This window comes from Petrotoga sibirica DSM 13575, from assembly GCF_002924625.1.
GTDB classification, from domain to species: domain Bacteria; phylum Thermotogota; class Thermotogae; order Petrotogales; family Petrotogaceae; genus Petrotoga; species Petrotoga sibirica.
The window spans coordinates 26,024-47,588 of record NZ_JAHC01000017.1 but is presented as its reverse complement, the minus strand read 5'-3'; the positions used below and the strand labels follow the sequence as shown (position 1 = coordinate 47,588).

The 21,565-nt window shown below is 33.2% G+C and carries 19 protein-coding genes; all 19 read right to left on the bottom strand.

The window, feature by feature from the left end; all coding sequences use genetic code 11:
- Positions 1 to 82: 82 nt before the first annotated feature.
- Positions 83 to 1,183: a TM0106 family RecB-like putative nuclease gene (locus tag AA80_RS04925; RefSeq protein WP_103876712.1), complete on the bottom strand. Its 1,101-nt coding sequence runs from the start codon at positions 1,181 to 1,183 to the stop codon at positions 83 to 85.
- Between the two features lie 26 nt (positions 1,184 to 1,209).
- Positions 1,210 to 3,279 (bottom strand): glycine--tRNA ligase subunit beta, encoded by a 2,070-nt coding sequence (glyS, locus tag AA80_RS04920; RefSeq protein ID WP_103876711.1) that lies wholly within the window; start codon positions 3,277 to 3,279, stop codon positions 1,210 to 1,212.
- Positions 3,269 to 4,132, bottom strand: coding sequence for a glycine--tRNA ligase subunit alpha (locus AA80_RS04915; RefSeq protein WP_103876710.1), 864 nt, complete (start codon positions 4,130 to 4,132; stop codon positions 3,269 to 3,271). The genes glyS and AA80_RS04915 overlap by 11 nt, the downstream gene beginning before the upstream one ends.
- Positions 4,133 to 4,184: 52 nt before the next feature.
- Entirely contained in the window at positions 4,185 to 5,852 is a 1,668-nt protein-coding gene (locus AA80_RS04910; protein WP_103876709.1) for a DAK2 domain-containing protein, read from the bottom strand.
- 17 nt (positions 5,853 to 5,869) lie between these two features.
- Complete coding sequence (locus AA80_RS04905; protein WP_158248391.1) at positions 5,870 to 6,214, bottom strand: Asp23/Gls24 family envelope stress response protein; 345 nt, start codon at positions 6,212 to 6,214, stop codon at positions 5,870 to 5,872.
- Positions 6,215 to 6,235: 21 nt separating this feature from the next.
- Positions 6,236 to 7,060, bottom strand: a complete 825-nt coding sequence (gene amrB / locus AA80_RS04900; protein ID WP_103876707.1) for an AmmeMemoRadiSam system protein B — start codon at positions 7,058 to 7,060, stop codon at positions 6,236 to 6,238.
- A gap of 29 nt (positions 7,061 to 7,089) precedes the next feature.
- Positions 7,090 to 9,177: a hypothetical protein gene (locus AA80_RS04895; RefSeq protein ID WP_103876706.1), complete on the bottom strand. Its 2,088-nt coding sequence runs from the start codon at positions 9,175 to 9,177 to the stop codon at positions 7,090 to 7,092.
- A gap of 222 nt (positions 9,178 to 9,399) precedes the next feature.
- Positions 9,400 to 11,280 carry a molecular chaperone HtpG gene (htpG, locus tag AA80_RS04890; RefSeq protein WP_103876705.1) on the bottom strand — a complete coding sequence of 627 codons (1,881 nt, stop codon included), beginning with the start codon at positions 11,278 to 11,280 and terminating at the stop codon, positions 9,400 to 9,402.
- A gap of 229 nt (positions 11,281 to 11,509) precedes the next feature.
- The gene (kamE, locus tag AA80_RS04885) at positions 11,510 to 12,304 is read right to left on the bottom strand and encodes a lysine 5,6-aminomutase subunit beta (RefSeq protein ID WP_103876704.1); all 795 of its coding nucleotides are present in this window, start codon (positions 12,302 to 12,304) and stop codon (positions 11,510 to 11,512) included.
- Entirely contained in the window at positions 12,301 to 13,857 is a 1,557-nt protein-coding gene (gene kamD / locus AA80_RS04880; RefSeq protein WP_103876703.1) for a lysine 5,6-aminomutase subunit alpha, read from the bottom strand. Before kamD ends, kamE begins: the two co-directional genes overlap by 4 nt.
- The gene (gene kamC / locus AA80_RS04875) at positions 13,854 to 15,197 is read right to left on the bottom strand and encodes a lysine 5,6-aminomutase reactivase ATPase KamC (RefSeq protein WP_103876702.1); all 1,344 of its coding nucleotides are present in this window, start codon (positions 15,195 to 15,197) and stop codon (positions 13,854 to 13,856) included. Before kamC ends, kamD begins: the two co-directional genes overlap by 4 nt.
- A complete protein-coding gene (gene kamB / locus AA80_RS04870; RefSeq protein WP_103876701.1) occupies positions 15,185 to 16,159 on the bottom strand; it encodes a lysine 5,6-aminomutase reactivase subunit KamB in 975 nt (324 codons plus the stop codon). Before kamB ends, kamC begins: the two co-directional genes overlap by 13 nt.
- Positions 16,160 to 16,182: 23 nt before the next feature.
- Positions 16,183 to 16,590 carry a MaoC family dehydratase gene (locus AA80_RS04865; RefSeq protein WP_103876700.1) on the bottom strand — a complete coding sequence of 136 codons (408 nt, stop codon included), beginning with the start codon at positions 16,588 to 16,590 and terminating at the stop codon, positions 16,183 to 16,185.
- Positions 16,553 to 17,875: a lysine 2,3-aminomutase gene (gene kamA, locus AA80_RS04860; protein WP_103876699.1), complete on the bottom strand. Its 1,323-nt coding sequence runs from the start codon at positions 17,873 to 17,875 to the stop codon at positions 16,553 to 16,555. The genes AA80_RS04865 and kamA overlap by 38 nt, the downstream gene beginning before the upstream one ends.
- A gap of 13 nt (positions 17,876 to 17,888) precedes the next feature.
- Positions 17,889 to 18,923, bottom strand: coding sequence for an L-erythro-3,5-diaminohexanoate dehydrogenase (gene kdd, locus AA80_RS04855; RefSeq protein WP_103876698.1), 1,035 nt, complete (start codon positions 18,921 to 18,923; stop codon positions 17,889 to 17,891).
- The gene (gene kce / locus AA80_RS04850; RefSeq protein WP_103876697.1) at positions 18,920 to 19,741 is read right to left on the bottom strand and encodes a 3-keto-5-aminohexanoate cleavage enzyme; all 822 of its coding nucleotides are present in this window, start codon (positions 19,739 to 19,741) and stop codon (positions 18,920 to 18,922) included. Before kce ends, kdd begins: the two co-directional genes overlap by 4 nt.
- 4 nt (positions 19,742 to 19,745) lie before the next feature.
- Positions 19,746 to 20,129 carry a 3-aminobutyryl-CoA ammonia lyase gene (gene kal, locus AA80_RS04845; RefSeq protein WP_103876696.1) on the bottom strand — a complete coding sequence of 128 codons (384 nt, stop codon included), beginning with the start codon at positions 20,127 to 20,129 and terminating at the stop codon, positions 19,746 to 19,748.
- Positions 20,130 to 20,214: 85 nt separating this feature from the next.
- Complete coding sequence (locus tag AA80_RS04840; RefSeq protein ID WP_103876695.1) at positions 20,215 to 20,865, bottom strand: 3-oxoacid CoA-transferase subunit B; 651 nt, start codon at positions 20,863 to 20,865, stop codon at positions 20,215 to 20,217.
- Positions 20,862 to 21,518: a CoA transferase subunit A gene (locus tag AA80_RS04835; protein ID WP_103876694.1), complete on the bottom strand. Its 657-nt coding sequence runs from the start codon at positions 21,516 to 21,518 to the stop codon at positions 20,862 to 20,864. The genes AA80_RS04840 and AA80_RS04835 overlap by 4 nt, the downstream gene beginning before the upstream one ends.
- Between the last annotated feature and the right edge of the window lie 47 nt (positions 21,519 to 21,565).

The following is a 21,565-nucleotide window of genomic DNA, read 5'->3' as shown; positions in this document are numbered from 1 at the left end:
GTTTATATTAACATTAAAAAAGACTTATGTACAGCATTGGATAAACTATACATAGGTCTTATTTAGAGAGTTTATGAACGAACTAAATGGCTTTAAGGCTTTCTAATACTAATTTTGTAGCTCGACAATCATCTTCATTGTATTTGAAAATATTTTTCAAAGCATTTTTATTGCCATTCAAATAGCTTTTGTACTCGAGTATAACCGCAAAACCATTTAACTCTGTTTTCCAATCAAAACCAAAGTATTTACTGATATCTTTTAATGAATAAGAAACAACGGGTAAGCTGTAATTTTTTCTGATTATTTCGTATAGATCACAGGTTTTTGAGGAGATTTTATTTAATTTATCTCTCAATATAGGATATTTAAATGAAAGTTTTTTTAAGGCTGTGAGATCGTTTTTATCGTAGTGCAATAGCACTTTGTCTTTTTCATACAGGAAATCAACCATTTTTACAGCGTTTTGGTATCCATTTTTCCCTAAAAAGAAAGGAACGTAAGTTTCGTTTTCCAAAAATCCAAATAAAAAGTCTTTGTTTAGGTAAGTTTCTACATCAAAGACTATATAATCTTGTGGAAAAGAATACTCATCAATAACGTGAACTTGGTTTTCAATTAGAGATTTTAAATTGTATAAAGGTTTTTTAAATTTTTTGTCCAATTTTTCTATTTGATTGGTTTTTATAACTGTCAAGGGATCCAAATTCATGTTTTTTAAATCCTCAACCATAGATTTACTTAAATTGGGGACTATGGAATAATCCCCTTCCATTAGAAATTCCAAATGGCATTGGTTTTTTATTTTGCAGAATTTACAGTGTGGCCCATGGACTTTTTTCGTTGATTTAAGATAGTTAAGTTCTTTCGTTATCCATTTTTCTCTTAAAAGAATATCTGAAACGTTTATTTCGTAACTTCCATTGGATGTTTCTAAAACTATTCTTTTTATTGGTTTACCCTTATCTTTGAAATATTTATATACGGTATATATATGTAACCAATAAGATTTTTTAAAATTGTTCCCCATTCTAACGATTTTTACTACACCATTGTTGATGCTTTCATAATTAGCTTCAACGTTCAAACCATTTATATTAATATCAAAGTATGAACCTTGCCTTTTATAGGTAGGAACAAAATAACTGCAACTTTTAAAATTTTCATAGTAAAGTAAATCCATTGTTTAAACACGCCTTATCTTAAAATTTAGCCTTTGTATAGTTTTTCCACGTCTCCAATTTCATAAAACAGCGCAGATAGAGATTTTAAAAAACCTAGTCTATTACTTCTTATAGATTCATCTTCAGACATAACAAAAATTCTATCAAAATACCTGTCAATATTTTCTTTTAAAGAGATTAAGCTTTCAATTGCCCCGTCATAATCTAATTTTTTCAAACAGTTTTCAAATTGAGATTTCACTTCTAAATACTTTTGAAATAACGTTTTTTCCTCTTCTTCTATGAATAGTCTGCCATGATATTCTTGAGAATAGTGGTTTTTTGAAATGTTGTTTACCCTTTGAAACGCTGTAATAAAATCTTGAAATTCTTCTTTTTTTATAAACTTATCCAATGATTTGGCAGCCAAATAAGCTCTTAAAGGTTTATATATATTTATTAAAACTGAATTTATGGCCTCTGCAGATATGTTTTCTCTTTCTAAAATAGTTTCTAACCGGTTAGATAAGAAACTTTTTAACTCATCTTCTACAGGTTTTATAGATATGTTGGATTTTCCACTTTCGGCGAAAATTTTTTCTGATAAATCGATAAGTTTTTTGAGGTTCAAGTCCCATTCCATCGATATCAAAATTCTTAAGATTCCAAAAGCTTTTCTTCTCAATCCAAAAGGATCTTTTGATCCTGAAGGGATCTTTCCTATGCCGAAATATCCGGCGATATCATCTATTTTGTCTGCTATGGAGACGATATTAGCGACTAAATTTTGAGATATTTCATCATTTTCCGAAAGAGGCTTGTAGTGTTCTTGGGCTGTTAAGAAAACATCTTCCGTTTCTCCTTTGTGTTTCAAATAGATTCTTGCCATAATTCCCTGCAATTCAGGAAATTCATATACAACTTTGGAAGGAATATCAATTTTACATAACAATCCGGCCCTTTTAACAACATCTAAATTTTCAAATCCAAGTTTTTCAGCGATTTTTGAACTGAGTGTTGATATTCGCTCACATTTTTCTCTGTAATTTCCTAATTCAACTTGATAAGTAATACTTTTTAAATCTTCAAGTCTCTTGGATATATCCGTTTTTAAGTCATCTTCATAGTAAAAAGCCGCATCGTCCAATCTTGCGTTTATTACTCTGGTATAGCCATTTGTCACATTGTTTTTTCTGCCGAAACCATCTTGGAAAGCTATGTATTTATTGATTACCTTTCCATCTTTCATCGCCACAAAACTTCTTTGATGGTGTCTTACAGTGACAACGATGATTTCTGGTGGTAGAAAAAGATATTTTTCATCAAAACTTCCAACTACCCCTTTAGGAAATTCTGTCATTTTGGCAATTTCTCGAATTAAATCCTCGTGCTCTTCCAAAGAAATCTTGAAATTATGTTCATCTTCTAGCTCTTGAATTTCTCTCTCTATTACTTCTATTCTTTCTTCATATAAAGGGATTACATAGTTCTTTTTTAATTCACTAAAGAAAGTTTGAGGATTTGTGGTCAACATCTCTTCGCCAAAAAAACGATGGCCATAACTTTTGTTAGATGATTTTTCATCGAATATTTCAAATTCTAAAATCTCTCTATTGTACAAACCTAAGACCCAATGTACCGGTCTTACAAAACTGTAATTACCTTTTCCCCACCTCATACTTTTGGCAAAATTCATGTTGGTTATCAATTCTGGAATGATATATTGTAAAATAATTTTGGTAGGTTCTCCCTTTCTAATAGATTCTATATATGCGTACTCTACGCCGTCAATATTTTCAAACTTTACATCTTTTACTTGCACACCTAGACTTTTTGCAAAACCTTCCAGTGCTTTTGTGGGTTGGTTGTTTTCATCGAAACAAATCTTTTTTGGAGGGCCTTTTCTTTTTTCTTTTTTATCGGGCTGTTTATCTGGAAGCCCCAAGATGTAAGCTCCAAACCTACGAGGGGAAATAAAGATATTCATGGACAAAAAGTTCAAATCATTTTTTTCCAGTGATTTTTTTAATCCTTCTTCCAATTGAGCTAGTATATTATCAAATTCTGATGGGGGTAAATCTTCAACACCTATTTCAAAAATTGCTCTATTCAACATCAATTACCTCCGCATTTGAACTGTCGATATATAGTTTTGCACAGCTTTTCGCCATATTTCTTATATCCAAAATGTATTGATGTCTTTCGTTAACTCCAATGGCATTTCTTGCGTCCAATAAGTTGAATACATGTGCTGATTTTGCTAAATAGTCGTATGCAGGTAAATACAATTGTTTTGCAATTAGCTTTTGAAATTCTTTTTTATACATATTGTAAAGTGTCTTAAGCATATCTATATCAGCTTCTTCAAAATTATAGTAAGAAAACTGCCTTTCGTTTTCTTTATATATGTCTTTGTATTTTACATTTTTATTCCATTTGGTTTCATAAACGTTGTTGATATTCTGTAAATACATAGCTATTCTCTCTATTCCATAAGTAAGCTCAACAGGAATATAAGTTAGTGGGATTCCCCCCATTTGTTGAAAGTATGTGAATTGGGTGATCTCCATACCATCTAACCATACTTCCCATCCAACACCCCATGCACCTAACGTAGGAGACTCCCAATTGTCTTCTACAAACCTTATGTCATGCTCCTTAGGAGATATCCCCAGAGATTCCAAAGACCTAATATATAGATCTTGGACGTCTTTGGGTGAAGGTTTGAGAACTACCTGGTATTGATAAAATCGTTGCATTCTATTCGGGTTTTCACCGTATCTACCGTCTGTTGGCCTTCTACAAGGTTGAGTATAGGCAACTCTCCATTCATTTGCTCCAAAAGATCTAAAAAAAGTGGCAGGACTGTATGTCCCTGCCCCCATCTCTATATCGTAAGGTTGGTCTATAACACATCCTAAATCGGACCAGAATTTTTCTAAGTTCATAATCACATCTTGAATGTACAAATCAAATCCTCCATTCTTCCAGCAAAATTAATTGATTATTATTTTTAAGATTTCACTCAACGGAAATAAGCAGTGGATAATGTCTCTGCCCACCGTTGTGAATTTCTATCTCTATATTGGCATATTTTTGGGTCAGATTTTTTACTAGTTGATCGATCTTTTCTTTTTTAGCACCTTCACCGTAAATTATAGTAATGATTTCATAGCCTTTTTTTATTAGTTCTTCTAAAACTTTTTCCGTTTCTTTATAAACGTTCTTTCCATGAGCTTTTAACTCTTTTCCAAGAAATATCAAGTACTCGCCTTTTTTTATTTTTTCACCTTTAATGGTGGAATCCCTGACCGCATAAGTAACTTCAATCGGAACGATAGATTTAACGTATCCCATCATGGATTCTTTTAGTAGTTCTTTGTCCATATTGTCATCGAAACCAAGCATGGCGCTTATACCTTCTTGAACATGTTTTGTGGGTAATATCAATATTTCTTTATCTGTTAACTCTGCAGCCTTTTCGGCAGCCAGAATTATATTTGGGTTATTGGGGAGTATGATTACTTTTTTTTGTGGAACTTTATTGATTGCCTCCGAGATATCTTTTACACTAGGGTTGGTGGTTTGACCTCCAAAAATGACTTGATCCACTCCCAAACTTTTAAAGATTTCTAAAATTCCTTTTCCTGGAGATACAGCAATCACACCCCAATTTTTGTTGTTCAGATTATTGTTTATGGCTACTTTGGTTTGCTCTATATCAGCTATTTTCCCCTCTTTTTGTTTTTCTATTATGTGTTCATGTTGAGATTTCATGTTGTCTATCTTTGTTTTGATTAATTCGCCGTGTTCTAAAAACTTTTCAAAGACTAAGCCAGGATGATTAGTGTGTACGTGTGTTTTTAATATGTCCTCCTGATTAACTAAAACAATGGAATCTCCCATACTTTCCAAAAAACTTCTTATTTCTTCTAAAGCCTTTTTTTGTATGGGATGTTTGTGAAATTTTACTATAGCTTCTGTGCAATACTGATATGTTAATTCTTCATAAGCTATTTCAGTTATTTGTTCAGGTGTGGCAGACTCTAATGCCTCTAGTTCTACTTCAGTATCGCCGTGAAGTGCATCGTTCATCCCTTTTAAAATGTAAGCAAGTCCTTTTGCGCCAGCATCGACAACATTTGATTCGCGTAATTTTTTCAAATATTTTGGGGTTTCCTCTACTATTTCAAATGAATACTTTACAATCGCATCGAAAAAGACCAAAAAATCTTTTTCTTCGGACATACTTTCTTCCATCTTTTCTGACAATCTTCGAATTAAAGTCAGCATTGTTCCTTCAACTGGTTTCATAACGGCGTTGTAAGCTCTATCTTTAGCATTTTGAAGGGCTTTTATAAAATCTTGGGTGTTGATTCTTTTCTTTTTTTCGAGAATTTCTGTTATTCCGCGAAATATTTGTGACAAAATAACACCTGAATTACCCCTTGCTCCTAGCAAATGGCCTCTTCTTAAACTTTCCATCAAAGATTTCATATCGTTTTTATCTTCAACTTCATCCATGCTTTTACAAGCTTCGAGCATACCTGCTAACATATTATTACCTGTGTCTCCATCTGGGACAGGGAAGACATTTAGGGCGTTAATTTCATCTTTGTTTTTAGCTAATTCTTCTGTGCCTTTTTTTAAAGCAAGATATAGGTCTTTTGCATACAAAAACTTGAGCATTCAACAGACACCTTCTCTCAATATTTCAAGCCAGATATGCTCACATTTACTTTGATATTATCAAAATTTAGCATAGATTTGACTCTATGGTGAACATTCTCTTGTATATTTTGAGCAACTTTTTTTATGGGGAGACCATATTCAAAAACAAGGAAAAGATCAACTACTATACTTTCTTCATTTTCTGATACGTTTATTCCCCTATCTTCACTTTTTGACCATAAACTTGATATCCTGTCAAAAAATCCTTGTTTTCCAGAGATTTCTACCGTACCATAGGATTCGATAACAGCTTTATAAACCAATTCTTTTATAACTTCGTTTTTGATATCTACAGTACCAAATTCAGTTTCTATTAACATTAGGTTCACCTCCATAATTTATTATTTTTGTAAATTACTAAGTATTGCAGAGAGATATCCAACGACCGCTTCATAATCACCGCTTATTTGGCCACTCGTCGTGTGGTCAATTATTTCAATATCAGAAAATCCTATACTTAAAAGAACAGCAACAGGACCGTATCCACACATACTAATATTATACCTTCTAATTGTATCATACATTTCTTGCAGATTCATATTTTTTAATGTTTCTATTACTTTTTCATCTTTTAGCAATGTCTTTTCATGACTTTCGTAATGGTTCATATCAGAAGAAGCAATGACCAAATCTCCTTCTCCTATTATATTTGCTAAAATTTTTCCAAGATTTTTTGAGGTTTCTAAACTTTGATCCATCATGCAGATAGGTATAATTTCAAAGTCATTTCCCATGGCATACTGAAGAAAAGGTAACTGTACCTCTAGAGAATGCTCATTCAAATGTGCAAATTCATCGTTATGAATATCTAAATCTTTCAAAATCTTCATTGTGGTTTTTTCGTCAACTTTTACTCCTCCCATGGGAGTTTCCCAACTACCGCTTGTAAAAATTGATATTTTAGAACCTAATCCTGAGTGGTTTGGCCCTAACAAAAATACTCTTTTTGCTATACCTTTCTTAAATACTTTTTTGTAAGCTTTTGCCGCGGTTTCTCCAGAATATATGTAACCAGCATGAGGTACTATTACTCCCATAGGGGGAATTAATTTTTCTGAATTTACTTTAAAATTATCACCAAAAAAACTTTTTAGAAGATTTTTTAATTTTTCAGGATTCGAAGGGTAAAAGGTACCTGAAACCATAGGATTCCTTACCTTCTCCATTTCTAAACGCCTCCTAAGAGACAGATGTTTCAGAAATAATTCTCAATTTCAGGTTTATTAGATACTTCAACATGTATGAGAATAACTAAATCATATACATTTTCTGTTTTTTCATAAGAAGTGAATAATTTCCCTATCACTGGTATTTCTTTAAAAATAGGAATACCGGTTTCGTTTTCAATAATGCTGGTGAAATTCAGTCCACCTAATTTTATAAAACCACCATTGGGTATGATGAATTTACTTCTCATGTTTCTCTCATCAACTATGTTTTTGTCTTCGTTTTTTAATTCGCTTATACTTATATCTAATTCAGTGTTGACCAGTTTTGTAATATTGTCGTATTCACCACTTACTTCCATTATAAAACCTGATTCAATTTTTGATATTATCTTGCCTTCCTCATCGAATACAGGAACCGATAAGACAGATTTTATTGATGCTTGTTCACCTTCATTAACATATATTACAGGTTTTGATATTAATGAAGCTCTATCTTTGCTACCATTTATTATACCATCAAATTGTAAAGTTAATAAGTAAAGTTCTTCTACAGTGAATCTATCCACATTTTGTCCTGAGAAAACAAAAATCTCGTATTTTAATAATTTTTTCTGTTCATAAAATCTAAGGGTATTGGGCCCTATATTTTCGTACCAGATGTCTTGCGATACCAGATAAGGCTGTAATGATGACATATCTAAATTAAAGTCATTGATGAATACCTTTTTATCGTTTTCAAAATCTGATATAACATTTATAGATTGAGCTTTCGCTAACAAAGAAATTAACTCTTTTAACGATATTTCAACATGACTCTCTTTATAAGGAAATGAATTCAGAATATTTTTCACAAAGCTTGTTTTGGATTCTTCGTATTCTAGCATATACAGAACATAATCTTCCTGTTCTGTAATTTTCGAAAATCGGATATTCTCTTTGATTAATAGTTTGTCGAAAATCGAGCTATTTTTAACAGGAATGGTAACGGGTTCTTTGTTAATTATGGGTTGAGACTTTTTAGGAATAATTTGAGGTTGAACAAGTTCGTTTATTTTTTCGACTATTTTTATGGATTCGCTACTTCCTATTAAAAAGAAATTTTGTTCATCTAACTTGTAAATCTTTATAGGTAAAATTTCATCTAAAAATGTCATGTCATAACTGGATTTTAAAACAATATAACTTTCATCATCGTAATTTTCTTTCTTTTCAATAGGTGTGGATGGTTCGCTAATTTGTTGTGATTTTATTGGTAAATCATTATCTTTTGTTTCTGGAATTTCGTTTAAATAATTTATCAGTTCTTTAATTTGATCTTTTTCATCTTCTCTAGCAAGGACTGCATAATAATTATCCTCAAAAAAGGCTACTTTACAATCAAAGATTTTTTCTAAACGGGTAAGGTCATATTTTGATTCAAAGAAAAGCAAATATTCTTGGTTTCTATCTAAAGAATCTTCTTTTGAAGTTGTTACCACAGAATGGGTTGAGGAAATCTCTTCAGATATGTTTTCACTTTCAATGAATAAAGGCAAGTCATTTTCAAAGGCAGAGGCTTGTTTGCCTATCAATACGGTATGTTCATCGTAAAAGATTGTGTTTAAGGAATAAACTTCATTCAGCATTCTTAAAAAATGTTCTATGTGTATTTCATTAGAAGTTATGGAGAAAAAAGTGTTTGGTAATTCTTCCGTTTTTATCCAATTCCAACCAATGTAAGCAAACAACATATCTATAGCGTCACCTAACTTTATTTTTTCAAAGTTTATCTGCTGAAAAATGTATGGTTTATATCCAAAAAAGATTATCCTATCATTTTTTATTTCTAAATTGGTCATTGGATAAAGAAATTTGATTGTAACTACATTTTTTGAAGAAGAGAGTTCTTTTACAGGTCCTTTATTAATTTTGTAATTTGCTTGCTCAAAAATTTCCCCCTCGAAAGAAATTTTGTAAATAGTCTTTGAATCGTTTGGATAAATTTCGAACTTACTTTGTGATTCAAAAAATATGATATTGGCGTTGTTGGATGGATCATAATCTATGGAAAAACCAAAGAGAAATGAAGGTAATATTAAAAGAATGAAAAAAATAGTATTCTTCTTTTGTGGCATGAATTCCCCCTTAAAGTTCGGTAAAAAGTATAAGTTTATTTTTTAATTATACCATATGTTTATAAAAATTCATTTAGGGCGCATTGTAGAAAAAATAGAAACATTGTCAATTTCATAAACCTTTTAAGATTAAAATTGGATTTGAATGCGGGGGAAAAGATAGAAGAGTTCATGAAAATTAGCGACAATTGTTAATTAAAAAAGTGCCCATGATGGGCGCCTTTAATTTTTTGATTTTATCATTAGTTTTGTGATCAGTTTTGCAAATGTAGTTTTATCTTCGATTTCTAATCCTTCAAGTAACAGAGATTGGTTGTAAAGTAGTTCCGCGAAATCTTTAATTTCTTCTGAGCTGGGATCTCTTTGGTATATCTCTGCTAATATTTTAAATACTTGATGATCAGGATTTAACTCTAAGATCTTTTCAGCTTCAAACGGAAGTTGCTCTAAATTTTTTAAAGTTTTTTCCATGCTTAAGGAGATCGCTTCATTGGCACTTACTATACATGCAGGGGATTCCTTCAATTTATCAGTTAATCTAACATCTTTTACTTTGTTTTTAAGATACTCTTTTATTTTTTGGAGTAAGTCTTTATTTTCTTCTTCTTTTTCTTTAAAATTCTCATCTATTTTTACATTTGAACTGCTGATCGATTTGAATTCTTTCCCTTCGAAGTCATGCATCAATTTTATAAGAAATTCGTCTATTTCATCTATTAAATACAAAACCTCATAACCTTTTTCTTTGAAAGATTCCATTTGAGGTAGGTTTTCAATAATATCTTTGCTTTCTCCTACTGCGTAATATATATAATTACCTTGATCTTCTTTCATTTTAGAAATGTATTCTTTAAGGGTTACCATAGTTTTATCAGACGTAGAACTTACAAATAAAAGTAGATCCTGAACTTTTTCTTTTTCCTGTATATTTTGGTATAATCCTGCTTTTATAACCTTTCCAAATTCACTCCAAAATTCCACGTACTTTTCTCTTTCGTTTTCAAGTTTTGATTTTAAAGTATCTAATATCTTTCTTTCAATATTTTTTCTTATTACTTTAAGTTGTTTGTTTTTCTGGAGTATTTCTCTTGAGATATTCAAAGAGAAGTCGGGAGAGTCCACCAATCCTTTAACGAAACCCAAATAATCGGGGAGAACTTCTTCACAGTTTTCCATTATAAAAACGTTCTTTGAATAGAGGTTTAGACCCCTTTTGTAATCTTTACTGAAAAAGGTAAAGGGCAACTTAGAAGGAATATAAAGCAAAGCTGTAAATTCAACCGTTGTTCCTTCAGCTTTGAAATGAATAACATCGAAAGGATCGTTCCAATCGTAAAAATGTTCTTTGTAGAACTCGTTGTATTCATTTTGAGATATTTCTTCTTTGTTTTTGTTCCATAATGGGACCATTGAATTGAGTGTTTTATCGGTTACTTTCCTTTTACCAGCTTCTAATTCTTCTTCCCATTTCATTTTTATGGGGTATTTTATATAGTTAGAGTGTTTTTTGACTAATTCTTGAATTTTGTATTGATCCAAATAATTTTCATCCTCATCTAGATCATCTTTCAATATTAGGGTAATCTTAGTTCCTCTATTGACTTTTTCACATTCTTCAATTGAATAAGTTCCTATTCCATCGGACTCCCATTTTACACCTTTATCTTGATCCCATTTTTTTGTTTCTACAATAACTTTTTTAGCAACCATGAATGCAGAATAAAACCCAACGCCAAATTGACCTATTAGGTTTATTATAGTGTTTTCAGACTGAGCAAGTTTTAGTTGTTGAAGAAAGTTTTTTGTGCCTGATTTCGCAATAGTTCCCAAGTTTTCGATTACTTCTTCATAAGACATTCCGATACCGTTATCTTCAACTATCAAAGAGTTGTTATCTTTGTCTATATCGATTCTTATTTGCAGGTCGGTATCATTTTGTAGAACGCTAGGGTCTTTTAAAGATAAGAATCTAATTTTATCAAGCGCGTCTGATGCGTTAGAAATCAACTCTCTTAAGAATATGTCTTTGTGGGTGTAAATGGAGTTTATTATTAAATTGAGTAATTGTTTTGTTTCTGCTTGAAATTCTTTTACTTCTGGCATTTTGTATCTTTCCCTCCTATTTTTTTAAGCCGTACCGTCTTTAGACACTCTAAAGTTTGATATATAGTACTTTCCACCGAGAGTTCTAAAGAGAGCCGCACAGCAAACTGCTAAAAGAATTATATCGAATGTTGTTGAATTTTAATTTTCTGTTTTTTTATTATTTTTTATAAAAGGCAGAAACGATTATTCCTTTATTAGATATCATCAACTATAGATGAATAAGTTATTATTTGTTTTCCTGCAATCTTTGAAATAATTCTTGGGCTATGTAAGACGCAACGTCTTCGGGATAGGTGTTTGGTCCAAATCCTGCATCAAAACCTATTTCTTTGGCTAATTGATGAGTTATTCGGGAACCTCCTACTATAAGAATCACTTTGTGCCTGATTCCTTCAGCTTCCAATAATTCTACTAATTCTGTAAGGTTTTTTACATGTATATTTTTTTGAGTGACAGTTTGAGAGACGAGTAAGGCATCGGCTTGAAATTCTATTGCTTTGGCAACAAAAAGCTCATTAATAACTTGACTTCCCATGTTCAAGGTTTCAAACATTTCGTATCTTTCTAAACCATAATGTCCCGCATATCCTTTACGGTTCATTATTGCATCTATACCCACAGTATGCGCATCTGTTCCCGTTGAAGCTCCTATTACCTTTACTTTCCTACATATATACTTTCTAATGTATTCGTCTATTTCTTCCATCGACATTGTTTTAGTTTTTATGTGGGGGACTTGAATTTTTGTATAATCAATAGTATGTGTGCAGCTTCCATAACAGATGAAAAAAGTAAAATCCTTGGTCAGCTCTTTGTGATAAACAACCATTGGTTCTATTAAACCCATTTTCATCAGTAATTGTTTTGCAGATTCTATCGCTTCTGTTCCATCTGGAACCGGTAGTGTGAAGCTTAATTGTACTTTTCCATCGTTCATTGAGTCTCCATAGGGCTTTATTGTCTTTAAGTTTAGAGTATTATCATAATCTTTTTTTTCTGTTGAGTATGATCCTCCGCTCATCTTTGTTTTCCCTCCAACATTTTTGTTATAAAAGGATTAAAGTAGTGTTTCCCTTTTTCAAATACACCTTCCAGACCTTTTCCACCATCAATGGGTCTTTTAATGCTCGCAAAGGTTCCCTTAGAAAGAGAAACGAACAGTCCATCTTCATTCATTTTTTCCAACAGTGCAATGGATTCGTCTAGTACTTGCTGCGCTCTTTTGTGTATGATACCACCCTTCTTGAATTCGATTTCATCGGCAATGTCTCTTAGATTGTTGAATATGTATTTTGCGTTTTCTATTGAGAGATATCTATCGGACATAAAAGGGGTATGAATAGCCTCTGTGAGCATGCCTAACAATTGTATTCCTTGTTCAGTCATGATTGAAACTACGTTGAACATCGCATTTTGTATATGCCCTTTGAAAATGTTACCTGTCATGTGTTTGGTTGGTGGCATGTACTTTAAGGGGGATTTTGGAAAAATTTCCCTTGCCATTTGAGCTTGGGCTAACTCGTATAAAAAACCATTCTTCATATCCGGATCCATTTCAAATGCATGGCCTAATCCCATCTGCTCTTCAGGTATTCCAGCTATTAATGCTAACTGTTCGTTTATGAATTGAGAGGTTAAGACTGTGTGGGCTTCTTCATATGCGTCGGCAGTTGTTAAGTAGTTATCTTCTCCAGTGTTTATTATAATTTCAGCAAAACCGTTAATGACTCTTGAAAAGTATTGATCTATTATCGTTCTTTTCATGTTGATGTCTCTGAATAAGATACCGTATAAAGCGTCATTTAGCATAACATCTAATCGTTCCATCGCCCCCATAGCTGCAATCTCGGGCATGCATAATCCTGATGCATAATTCACGAGTCTTATGTATCTACCTATCTCTTCCCCAACTTCATCTAAAGCCTTTCTCATTATTTTAAAGTTTTCTTGTGTGGCAAAAGTACCCCCAAATCCTTCCGTAGTAGGACCGTATGGGACGAAATCTAACAGACTTTGACCTGTGGATCTAATTACTGCAATTATGTCTGCTCCTTGTCTTGCTGCAGCTTGAGCTTGGATGACGTCTTCATATATATTCCCTGTCGCTACAATGACGTATAAGTATGGTTGAGGACCTTCACCTAATTTTTCTAAATAAGTTTTTCTTTTTCTTTTGTTTTTTTGTATCAAATTAATCATTGAATCAACATACGGGTCCAATGCCTTTTGAATTTGGGTGTCGGTGTTTATTTTGATCTTTGATAAATCTAATTCTTCAATCGATATTTTTTCTGCTATCTCTTGAGGTGTTAATCCCGTTTCTATTAAAGCGTTACCAATTAAGTATGCAGCTCCTTCGTTCAGTAAGCCTATTTCTTTTATATGTTCTACAACCCTGTTGGGTAAGGGTACATCATTTTTATCGACACCATCTATACCTAGTAATCTGCATATCGCTCTTTCGGTTGAAACAGTGGATCTTCCCTCAACATATTCTTGAACATCCAAGGCGATATTTTTAGCCAAGTTTCGGGCATGTTCAATTTTATTTGGGTCCAAATTTAATTTGTTCACATTTGCTCCTCCTTTTTCAATTCTTCAATCATTTTTATTAGTTCTTTATCAATATTGAGTATTTTTGCAATTGTTAATGCTTCTTCTGGGACTTTTCCTTTATTGTCTATTATTAAAGAATAATCCATTAATTCTGTGATGTTTGTTGGAGAAATATACATTTTCTGTCGGGATTTTTTGATTCCTTTAATTCTAAATTTTTTTATATTTTGTTCTGCAACGTCGTTGAAATGGGTTGTAATTACAGATATAGAATGGTAATTGTTGAGAATTTTAATGATAGCTTTTACAATTAATCTTCCTTCATGAGGGTTTGTGTTTCTTGCTATTTCATCAAGTAATATCAATACACAATCATCTTGCTTAATGTACGTTAATATCTCATTTAATTTTAAAATCTCTGCTGCATATGAAGATAAACCACTTAAGATTGATTGATAATCCCCTGAAACTAAAAATATTTTAGCCACTGGCTTGATCTTTGCTTGCTTTGCGGGAACGTAGAACCCATATTGAAAAAGATGTTGGGATAAAGCCAAAGATCTTAATATTACTGTTTTCCCTGTCATATTTGCCCCGGTTATTAAAGTTACTCCTTTATCTAATTTTATATTTATAGGTTGATATATTTGGTTCTTTTTTTCTAATCGTTCTTTAATGAGGGGGTTGAATAATCCCTCATATTCTATACTGCTAGAAAGTTCTGGTTTTGAAAGCGTGAGGTTAATTGCTAGTTCTGCTTTAGCCAATATGAAATCTAATTCCTCAACATCTTTTAAGGCTTGTTCCAATTCTAACAAGTATTCTTTCAATTTTAGAGAAAGGGTATATCTTATTTTTTCTTCTATTTCCATTTCTCTTTGGTATAATAATTTTTTTTCTTCTTGAGGGGCTTTTTTTCTTTTTCTTCTAAGCGTTGCAAGTTCAAAAGAGTATGAATTGTAAATGTAAAATGTTGGAAGTTTATTCCCTTCTGGGTCCAGAACGGCTATCACATTTTCCAAAGAGGGTAGTTTTAAAAAAGAAAGATTGACTAATTTCCTTATTTCTTCATAGTATATGGAAAAATATTTTATTTCAAATAGTTCTATATCATCCAAAACATTGCAGTTTTTCAGTTTTCCTATAGTGTGGTTAATGTCTTTTATATATTTGAGGTTGGATTTAATTTTGCTTAGTGATTTCTTTCCCTTTTTAATTGCCATTATTGCTTCCTCAATTTTATCTAGTTCTTGTTTTATTTGGATAGGGTTGGTATAAAATTCTAAATTTTTTATTTTTTTAATCCCTAAGGGAGTAACAACATCTAACTTTTGAATAATATATTCTAAATCATCCACGATTTGCTTTCCCTCACATTTATTATTGGTATGTTTATTACTTCTTTCAGTCTATTTATAATTTCATCTGAGTCCATAGTATATCCATATGGAGAGATAGGATTAATAGTTATAGCCAATAATTTTGTACTGTGAAGTACCTTTATTTTTCCGCCTTTTTGTATGAATTTATAATAAGTTTCCGGTTTTACAAATATCTTAGTGAAGTCGTTTATTATTAATTCTATTTCGTTTAAATTTTTTTCCTTACATAGATAATTCAAAAAACTTTCCCCTAAAGCACCACATATATAAAACTTTTTCCCGTAATCAAGAATCGGCTTGTCAGATTCTTCAAAAGAGAGTAGCGATTTTATGGGTAATTTAATAGTGCTTTCACCTAGTGCATATATTCCGCCTGTAAGATTTTCCAATTCACTGTTATTTTCTCTTTCTAATTGAATCAAATCTGTGACAAATTTGGTTTTTTTGACAAGTTCATCGGTGTTTAGACTTACAGCTGCTCCTGTTGCAAGTATCATAGCATCCGTTATGACTGGGGAAGCAGGAGCTAGTCTCGATAAAGCACCATCTATTAAGACGATCTGTGCTCCTAATTTTAACATTTTGTCTATGAGAGTTTTTATGTCTTTGCTCTTTTGAGGGCCGGCCAATATTACCTCGCCTTTTTCAAGTGCATTGGATACCACTATTCTTCCTAAAGGAGTTCTTAAATCATCGTCAACGGATAAGATTTCAGAATGAAATCTTTTTAGTTTGTAATATTTTTCAGCGGTGGCAAAGATTGTTCTTTTTACAATTTCTATGTGAGGTTTTGGCATAGAGGTTAATTGATCTATTGGTTCGCCATCTAAGCCTATAGAAGTAATTCCAACTCTTTTATTGATTGTCTTTAATAAATAATTTATCGTTTCTGTTTTTCCAGTATTTTTTTCAAGTCCAACAATAGAGACACTATTCAAATTTATAACTCCCCTTGCAATACTCAGCTTTTGAATAACACCAAAGCTTCACCATCTATTCCCAAAGATCCATCCTCTTTTATAATTTGTGTTATAAGTATTAATCTGGATTTTTCCTCTATTTTGTCCTTTACAGTTATTCTAACCGTTATTTTTTCACCTATGTATATGGGTTTTAAGAATTTTACCTCTTGCTTAATATATATAGTTCCTGGACCCGGAAATTCCATACCAAGAATCGACGATACTATGCTCAAACTCAACATTCCATGAACTATTCTTTTTTTGAATAAGGTGTGAGATGCGAATTCTTCGTCTAAATGAACAGGGTTTTTATCCCCTGTTATTTCTGCAAAAGATTCTACCATCTGGGAGGTTATTTTTCTTTCAGCTTCATAAACTTGATTGATTTTTATCTCTTCGTATTTCATTTTTACCCCCTAGTTCGCCATATTTTTTGCGCATTTTCACTCTTTCATGTCTTTCTAATAGATCAGGTTCCAAGCTTAATTTTTCTTTATCATCAAACAGTCTTGCCACCCCAAACCACTGATATTTTTCTCTATAAATTAAATCATCGACGTCAGTGGTTGTATCTTTGGGTTCGTGATAGGTTGATATTACGCCTTCATAATTTCTTAAGATCACAGTATCCTTGTTTTGAGATATCAAATAAGTTGGCATTATTCTGATCTTCCCCCCACCTCCGGGAGCATCTACGACGAATGAGGGAATGGCAAATCCAGATGTGTGACCAATAAGGGATTCCATAATCTCTATACCTTTTGATACCGATGTTCTGAAATGTTCTATACCTTGCGATAAATCACATTGGTATAGGTAGTACGGTCTCACCTTTATTTTCACCAATTCATGGACTAATTCCATCATAATGTATTTGCTGTCGTTCACTCCCCTAAGTAAGACTGTTTGGTTTCCAAGTGGGATCCCAGCATCAGCCAGTTTTCGGCAAGCTTCAGCAGATTCCGGGGTTATTTCTTTTGGATGATTGAACTGGGTGTTGAGCCATAGAGGGTGGTACTTTTTGAGTACATTAACTAAATTATCGGTAATTAGCTGAGGAAATACCACCGGAACTCTCGTCCCTATTCTTACTACTTCCACATGTGGTATTTTTTTCAGCTCACTAAGTATATATTCTAGAATAGATATTCCAGCCATTAAGGCATCTCCACCGGATAAAAGTACGTCTCTAACTTGAGGGGTATCTCGTATGTATTGAAGTGAGGCATCGATTTCATTTCTTTTTCTGTTGGCGTCTAACTGACCGGCGAACCTTCTTCTGGTGCAATGTCTGCAGTACATCGCACACATATCGGTTATCAAGAACAAAACTCTATCAGGATATCTATGGGTAAGCCCGGGTGCAGGCGAATCTGCATCTTCATGGAGTGGATCTATTTGGTCCCATGGTCCCTTTATCAGTTCTTTTGAGCTGGGTACCGCTTGTCTCCTAATCGGACATTTTGCGTTATCAGGATCCATTAGAGTAGCAAAATATGGGGTAATAGCCATTCTCATAGTTTTTAAAGTGTTTTTAATACCTTCTTCCTCTTCAGGGGTTAAGTTGATTATCTGCCTTAATTTTTCAACATCTGTAATTCTGTTTCTAAGTTGCCAATGCCAATCTTTCCATTCTTCTTCCGTCACATCTTTCCATAAGGGTATATCCTTGTAATTTCTAGGGATATTCATAAATGACCCCTCCTCATGCATATAATTTCTCAAACAAATTTCTTATTTCACTCGACTCTCTCAATATTTGAAGGGTTAAATCCGCGTGTCCCTTTGTGTAACCATTTCCTATAATCATAGTTAAATCCTTTCCAACTCCTTCGGCTCCCAAGGCGGCTTTGGTAAAAGATGTTGCCATAGAGAAAAAATAGACAATACCACTATCTTTCGTTATTAAAATCGATGACATTTCGGTATTAGGGACATTCACGTTGTTAATCGTTACATCACAAAGTTTTCCATTGTTTTTTTCTAATACTTTTTGGTATACTTCAAGTGGTTTTGTTGCATCTGCAATTATTAATTCATCTGCTAAGTTCAACTCTTTTATCCTTTTTGCATTTTCCACAGAATGTTCGGCAACTATAACTTTCCCTTTTTCTCTAGTATTTTTCATTGCTTGATAAGAGCATAGTATTCCTGATTTTCCTCCACCACCAATGATGCAGACTGTGTCACCTTTTTTAACTAATTTAGAAGTTTGAGCAGGAGCTCCCGCAACATCTAAAGCCGATAAGGCTAATTTTTCTGGGATATCTGTTGGTAAAATAGCATAAATTGCGCTTTCAAATAATATGGCTTTACCTTGTATATCTACCTGCTCATTTTCCAAATTTATTTTTTTTATTTTGTTAATTTTTAGAGGTGTGCCTGATAGAGAAACAAGGGTGGCAATTTTGTCTCCAACTTTTAAATCTTTGTGTGGAAATTCCGAACCAATTTTTTCTACTATCCCAATAAGCATTCCCCCAGAACCAGTAACGGGGTTCTGCATCTTTCCTTTATCGTTTACTATTTCTATAATACGTTCTTTTACTTTCTCAGCATCATTTTTACATGATTCTTTTATCTGTGTAAAACTGGCTGAATCAATATTCAATGTTAGTACATCTATTAATATCTCATTTGAATATATTTCTGTTGAGTTATCTATTTTGTTTGCGGCTTGAGGTAACAATCCTTTTGGTTCGATAACTCTATGAGAACCGAACGGGCAACCTTTTTTCATTCTTCACCTCCAATGTTTAATATTTTTCGGGCTTCTTCAGGTCTAGCAACTTCTCTTCCTAATTCTAAAGATATTTTGGCTATTCTTTCAACTAATTGGGCATTAGATTTCGCAAGTTCTCCTTTTTTAAAGTATATGTTATCTTCGAACCCTACCCTAACATGTCCGCCCATCAATATGGCATGAACAGCAAGCGATAGTTCATACTTCCCTATTCCAGCTACCGTCCATGTGCTCTTTTGTGGGATATGACTTACAAGATATAGAAGGTCATCGATTTCGCCAGGTATAGCTCCTGGAACACCCATTACAAAATCAAAGTGAATTGGTCTGCCTAATAAACCCATTTTTTCTAGCTTTAGAGCGTTATTTATATGCCCCCTTTCAAATATCTCTATCTCTGGCTTGATTTTTCTCCGTTTCATCTCAAGAGCAAATTTTTCGATGTATTCCTCAGTGTTTAAAAAAATATCTTTTCCGAAGTTTGTTGTTCCAGCTGATAGAGTAGCCATCTCTGGGTTTAGTTCTAAGGGTTGCCTTCTTTCTTCAAAAGTGTGGTAAACAGATCCACCGGTAGATGGTTGAAAGATGATATTACATCTATTTTCTATCTTCTCTTTAATCTCTTTGTATACATCTAAAGATTGTGTTGGATTGCCTTTTTGATCTCTTGCATGGACATGAACAATAGAAGCACCAGCTAAATAACAATCGTAAGCTGCTTGAGCTATTTCTTCAGGAGATATTGGCAAGGCAGGTTGTTGCTCTTTAGTTACTTCGGCTCCAGTTAAGGCTGCAGTGATAATTAGCTTTTCCATTTTTTCACTTCCTTTTTTTACCTTTTGGTACTACACATGTACCGCTCGCCTTACAAACTATTATGGGTTGTTCAAGGTAATTTGCAGCAGAGTCACTTATATCCGCTCTCTTTGTTATAACCTTCCTGGCTTCAAAGCTCATAGTTCTAGAGGTATTTCCAACCTTTATTATCTCTCCTTCTGCTTCAATATAATCTCCTGCATAAACAGGAGAGATAAATTCAACATAATCGTATGCTTTAAATAAACCCTCATCACCATCATGTTTTATGAGCAACTCTGTTGCAACGTCTCCAAATAATTGTAGGATTTTTGCCCCGTCCACTAAGTTGCCTCCATAATGAGCGTCTTGTGAACTCATTCTTACGCGTATAATCGCTTTTTCCATTTATTGTCCCTCCTTAGAAATATCGAATAATAAAGGTTTCAAGATTGTTTTTATCCAAGGTTAAGATTATCATAAAAAAGGATAGTTAGAGTTCCATAAGTTTTAAGTCATTTGGAACTATCAGTTCAGCATCGGTTATTTCTTTTAAATTTTCCAATGTAATGTCAGGGGAAATTTCTTTTAATAATAACCCATTATCGGTTGGCTCAATGACAGAAAACTCTGTTACTATAAGGTCGACTCTTCTAATCGAGGTTAAAGGTAAAGAACACTTTTTAATTATTTTCGGGGTACCTTTTGAGGTGTGTGTCATTGCTATTATAACTTTTTTTGCACCGGTAACTAAGTCCATTGCTCCACCCATGCCAGCGATAACTTTTCCAGGGACTATCCAGTTCGCTAAGTGTCCTTCTTGATCAACTTGAAAAGCTCCAAGAACGGTTACATCTACATGACCACCTCTAATTAACGCAAAAGAAAAAGCAGAATCAAATGTCATTGCACCGGGGATTATATCCACATATTTTCCACCTGCGTTGATTAAGTTGGAGTTAGAAATTTCTTCAGGAATCTCGGAAGCTATTCCAAGAATACCGTTTTCTCCTTGGAAAAATATTTGAGCATCTTTAGACACAAAGTTAGATACCAAAGTGGGCAAGCCAATTCCTAAGTTGACGATATTTCCTGGTTTCAGTTCTTTTGCGACCCTCTTGGCGATCCTTTCTTTTTCATTCATCGTTTTTCACCCCTTATAACAACGTAATCTACTATGGCACCTGGAATGTGAACTTCATCAGGATGTATACTACCTGTTGGAACAAGTTCATCTACTTCGGCAATAACGATATCACAAGCTAAGGACATAACAGGATTAAAGTTTCTTGCGGTGAATGAACAATGTAAATTTCCAAGATGATCAGCCTTGTTGAATTTAACAAGAGCCACTTTTCCTCTAAGAGCTTTTTCGAGAATATATTTTTCCCCATCTATTTCAATGAGTTGTTTGCTTTCTTCCCTTATAGTTCCTATCCCTGTTGGCGTTAATATGCCTCCAAGACCAGCACCCCCAGCTCTAATTTGTTCTATTAATGTGCCTTGAGGGACAAACTCAACTTCCAACTCGTTTTCCATGTATTGTCTTTGAGTTTCTTTGTTTGTTCCAATATGTGAGGTTATAACTTTTTTTACGAGTTTGCTAGCTATTAATCTACCAACCCCTTTGTCTTCAAAAGAGGTATCGTTGCATATAACTGTCAGATTACTTTTCCTTTTGTTTATTAGTTCGTCTATCAAAGTTTCTGGTGTTCCAACGCCCAAAAATCCTCCTATCATTAAGGTAGTTCCATCGGGAATAAACGAAATTGCTTGTTCTGGACCTACTATTTTCAACTTACTCACCTCTTTTATAATGCTTTTGTAATGTTTTTATAAAAAAT

What these genes read in the sequence shown, in the direction of transcription:
- kamE (WP_103876704.1), bottom strand. Translation starts at nt 12,304, where the DNA reads ATGAGCGGAGGATCATACTCAACAGAAAAAAAAGATTATGATAATACT.
- AA80_RS04910 (WP_103876709.1), bottom strand. Translation starts at nt 5,852, where the DNA reads ATGCTCAAGTTTTTGTATGCAAAAGACCTATATCTTGCTTTAAAAAAA.
- AA80_RS04925 (WP_103876712.1), bottom strand. Translation starts at nt 1,183, where the DNA reads ATGGATTTACTTTACTATGAAAATTTTAAAAGTTGCAGTTATTTTGTT.
- AA80_RS04840 (WP_103876695.1), bottom strand. Translation starts at nt 20,865, where the DNA reads ATGAATGAAAAAGAAAGGATCGCCAAGAGGGTCGCAAAAGAACTGAAA.
- htpG (WP_103876705.1), bottom strand. Translation starts at nt 11,280, where the DNA reads ATGCCAGAAGTAAAAGAATTTCAAGCAGAAACAAAACAATTACTCAAT.
- kdd (WP_103876698.1), bottom strand. Translation starts at nt 18,923, where the DNA reads ATGAAAAAAGGTTGCCCGTTCGGTTCTCATAGAGTTATCGAACCAAAA.
- AA80_RS04865 (WP_103876700.1), bottom strand. Translation starts at nt 16,590, where the DNA reads ATGAAATACGAAGAGATAAAAATCAATCAAGTTTATGAAGCTGAAAGA.
- AA80_RS04895 (WP_103876706.1), bottom strand. Translation starts at nt 9,177, where the DNA reads ATGCCACAAAAGAAGAATACTATTTTTTTCATTCTTTTAATATTACCT.
- kce (WP_103876697.1), bottom strand. Translation starts at nt 19,741, where the DNA reads ATGGAAAAGCTAATTATCACTGCAGCCTTAACTGGAGCCGAAGTAACT.
- amrB (WP_103876707.1), bottom strand. Translation starts at nt 7,060, where the DNA reads ATGGAGAAGGTAAGGAATCCTATGGTTTCAGGTACCTTTTACCCTTCG.
- kal (WP_103876696.1), bottom strand. Translation starts at nt 20,129, where the DNA reads ATGGAAAAAGCGATTATACGCGTAAGAATGAGTTCACAAGACGCTCAT.
- glyS (WP_103876711.1), bottom strand. Translation starts at nt 3,279, where the DNA reads ATGTTGAATAGAGCAATTTTTGAAATAGGTGTTGAAGATTTACCCCCA.
- kamA (WP_103876699.1), bottom strand. Translation starts at nt 17,875, where the DNA reads ATGAATATCCCTAGAAATTACAAGGATATACCCTTATGGAAAGATGTG.
- AA80_RS04905 (WP_158248391.1), bottom strand. Translation starts at nt 6,214, where the DNA reads ATGTTAATAGAAACTGAATTTGGTACTGTAGATATCAAAAACGAAGTT.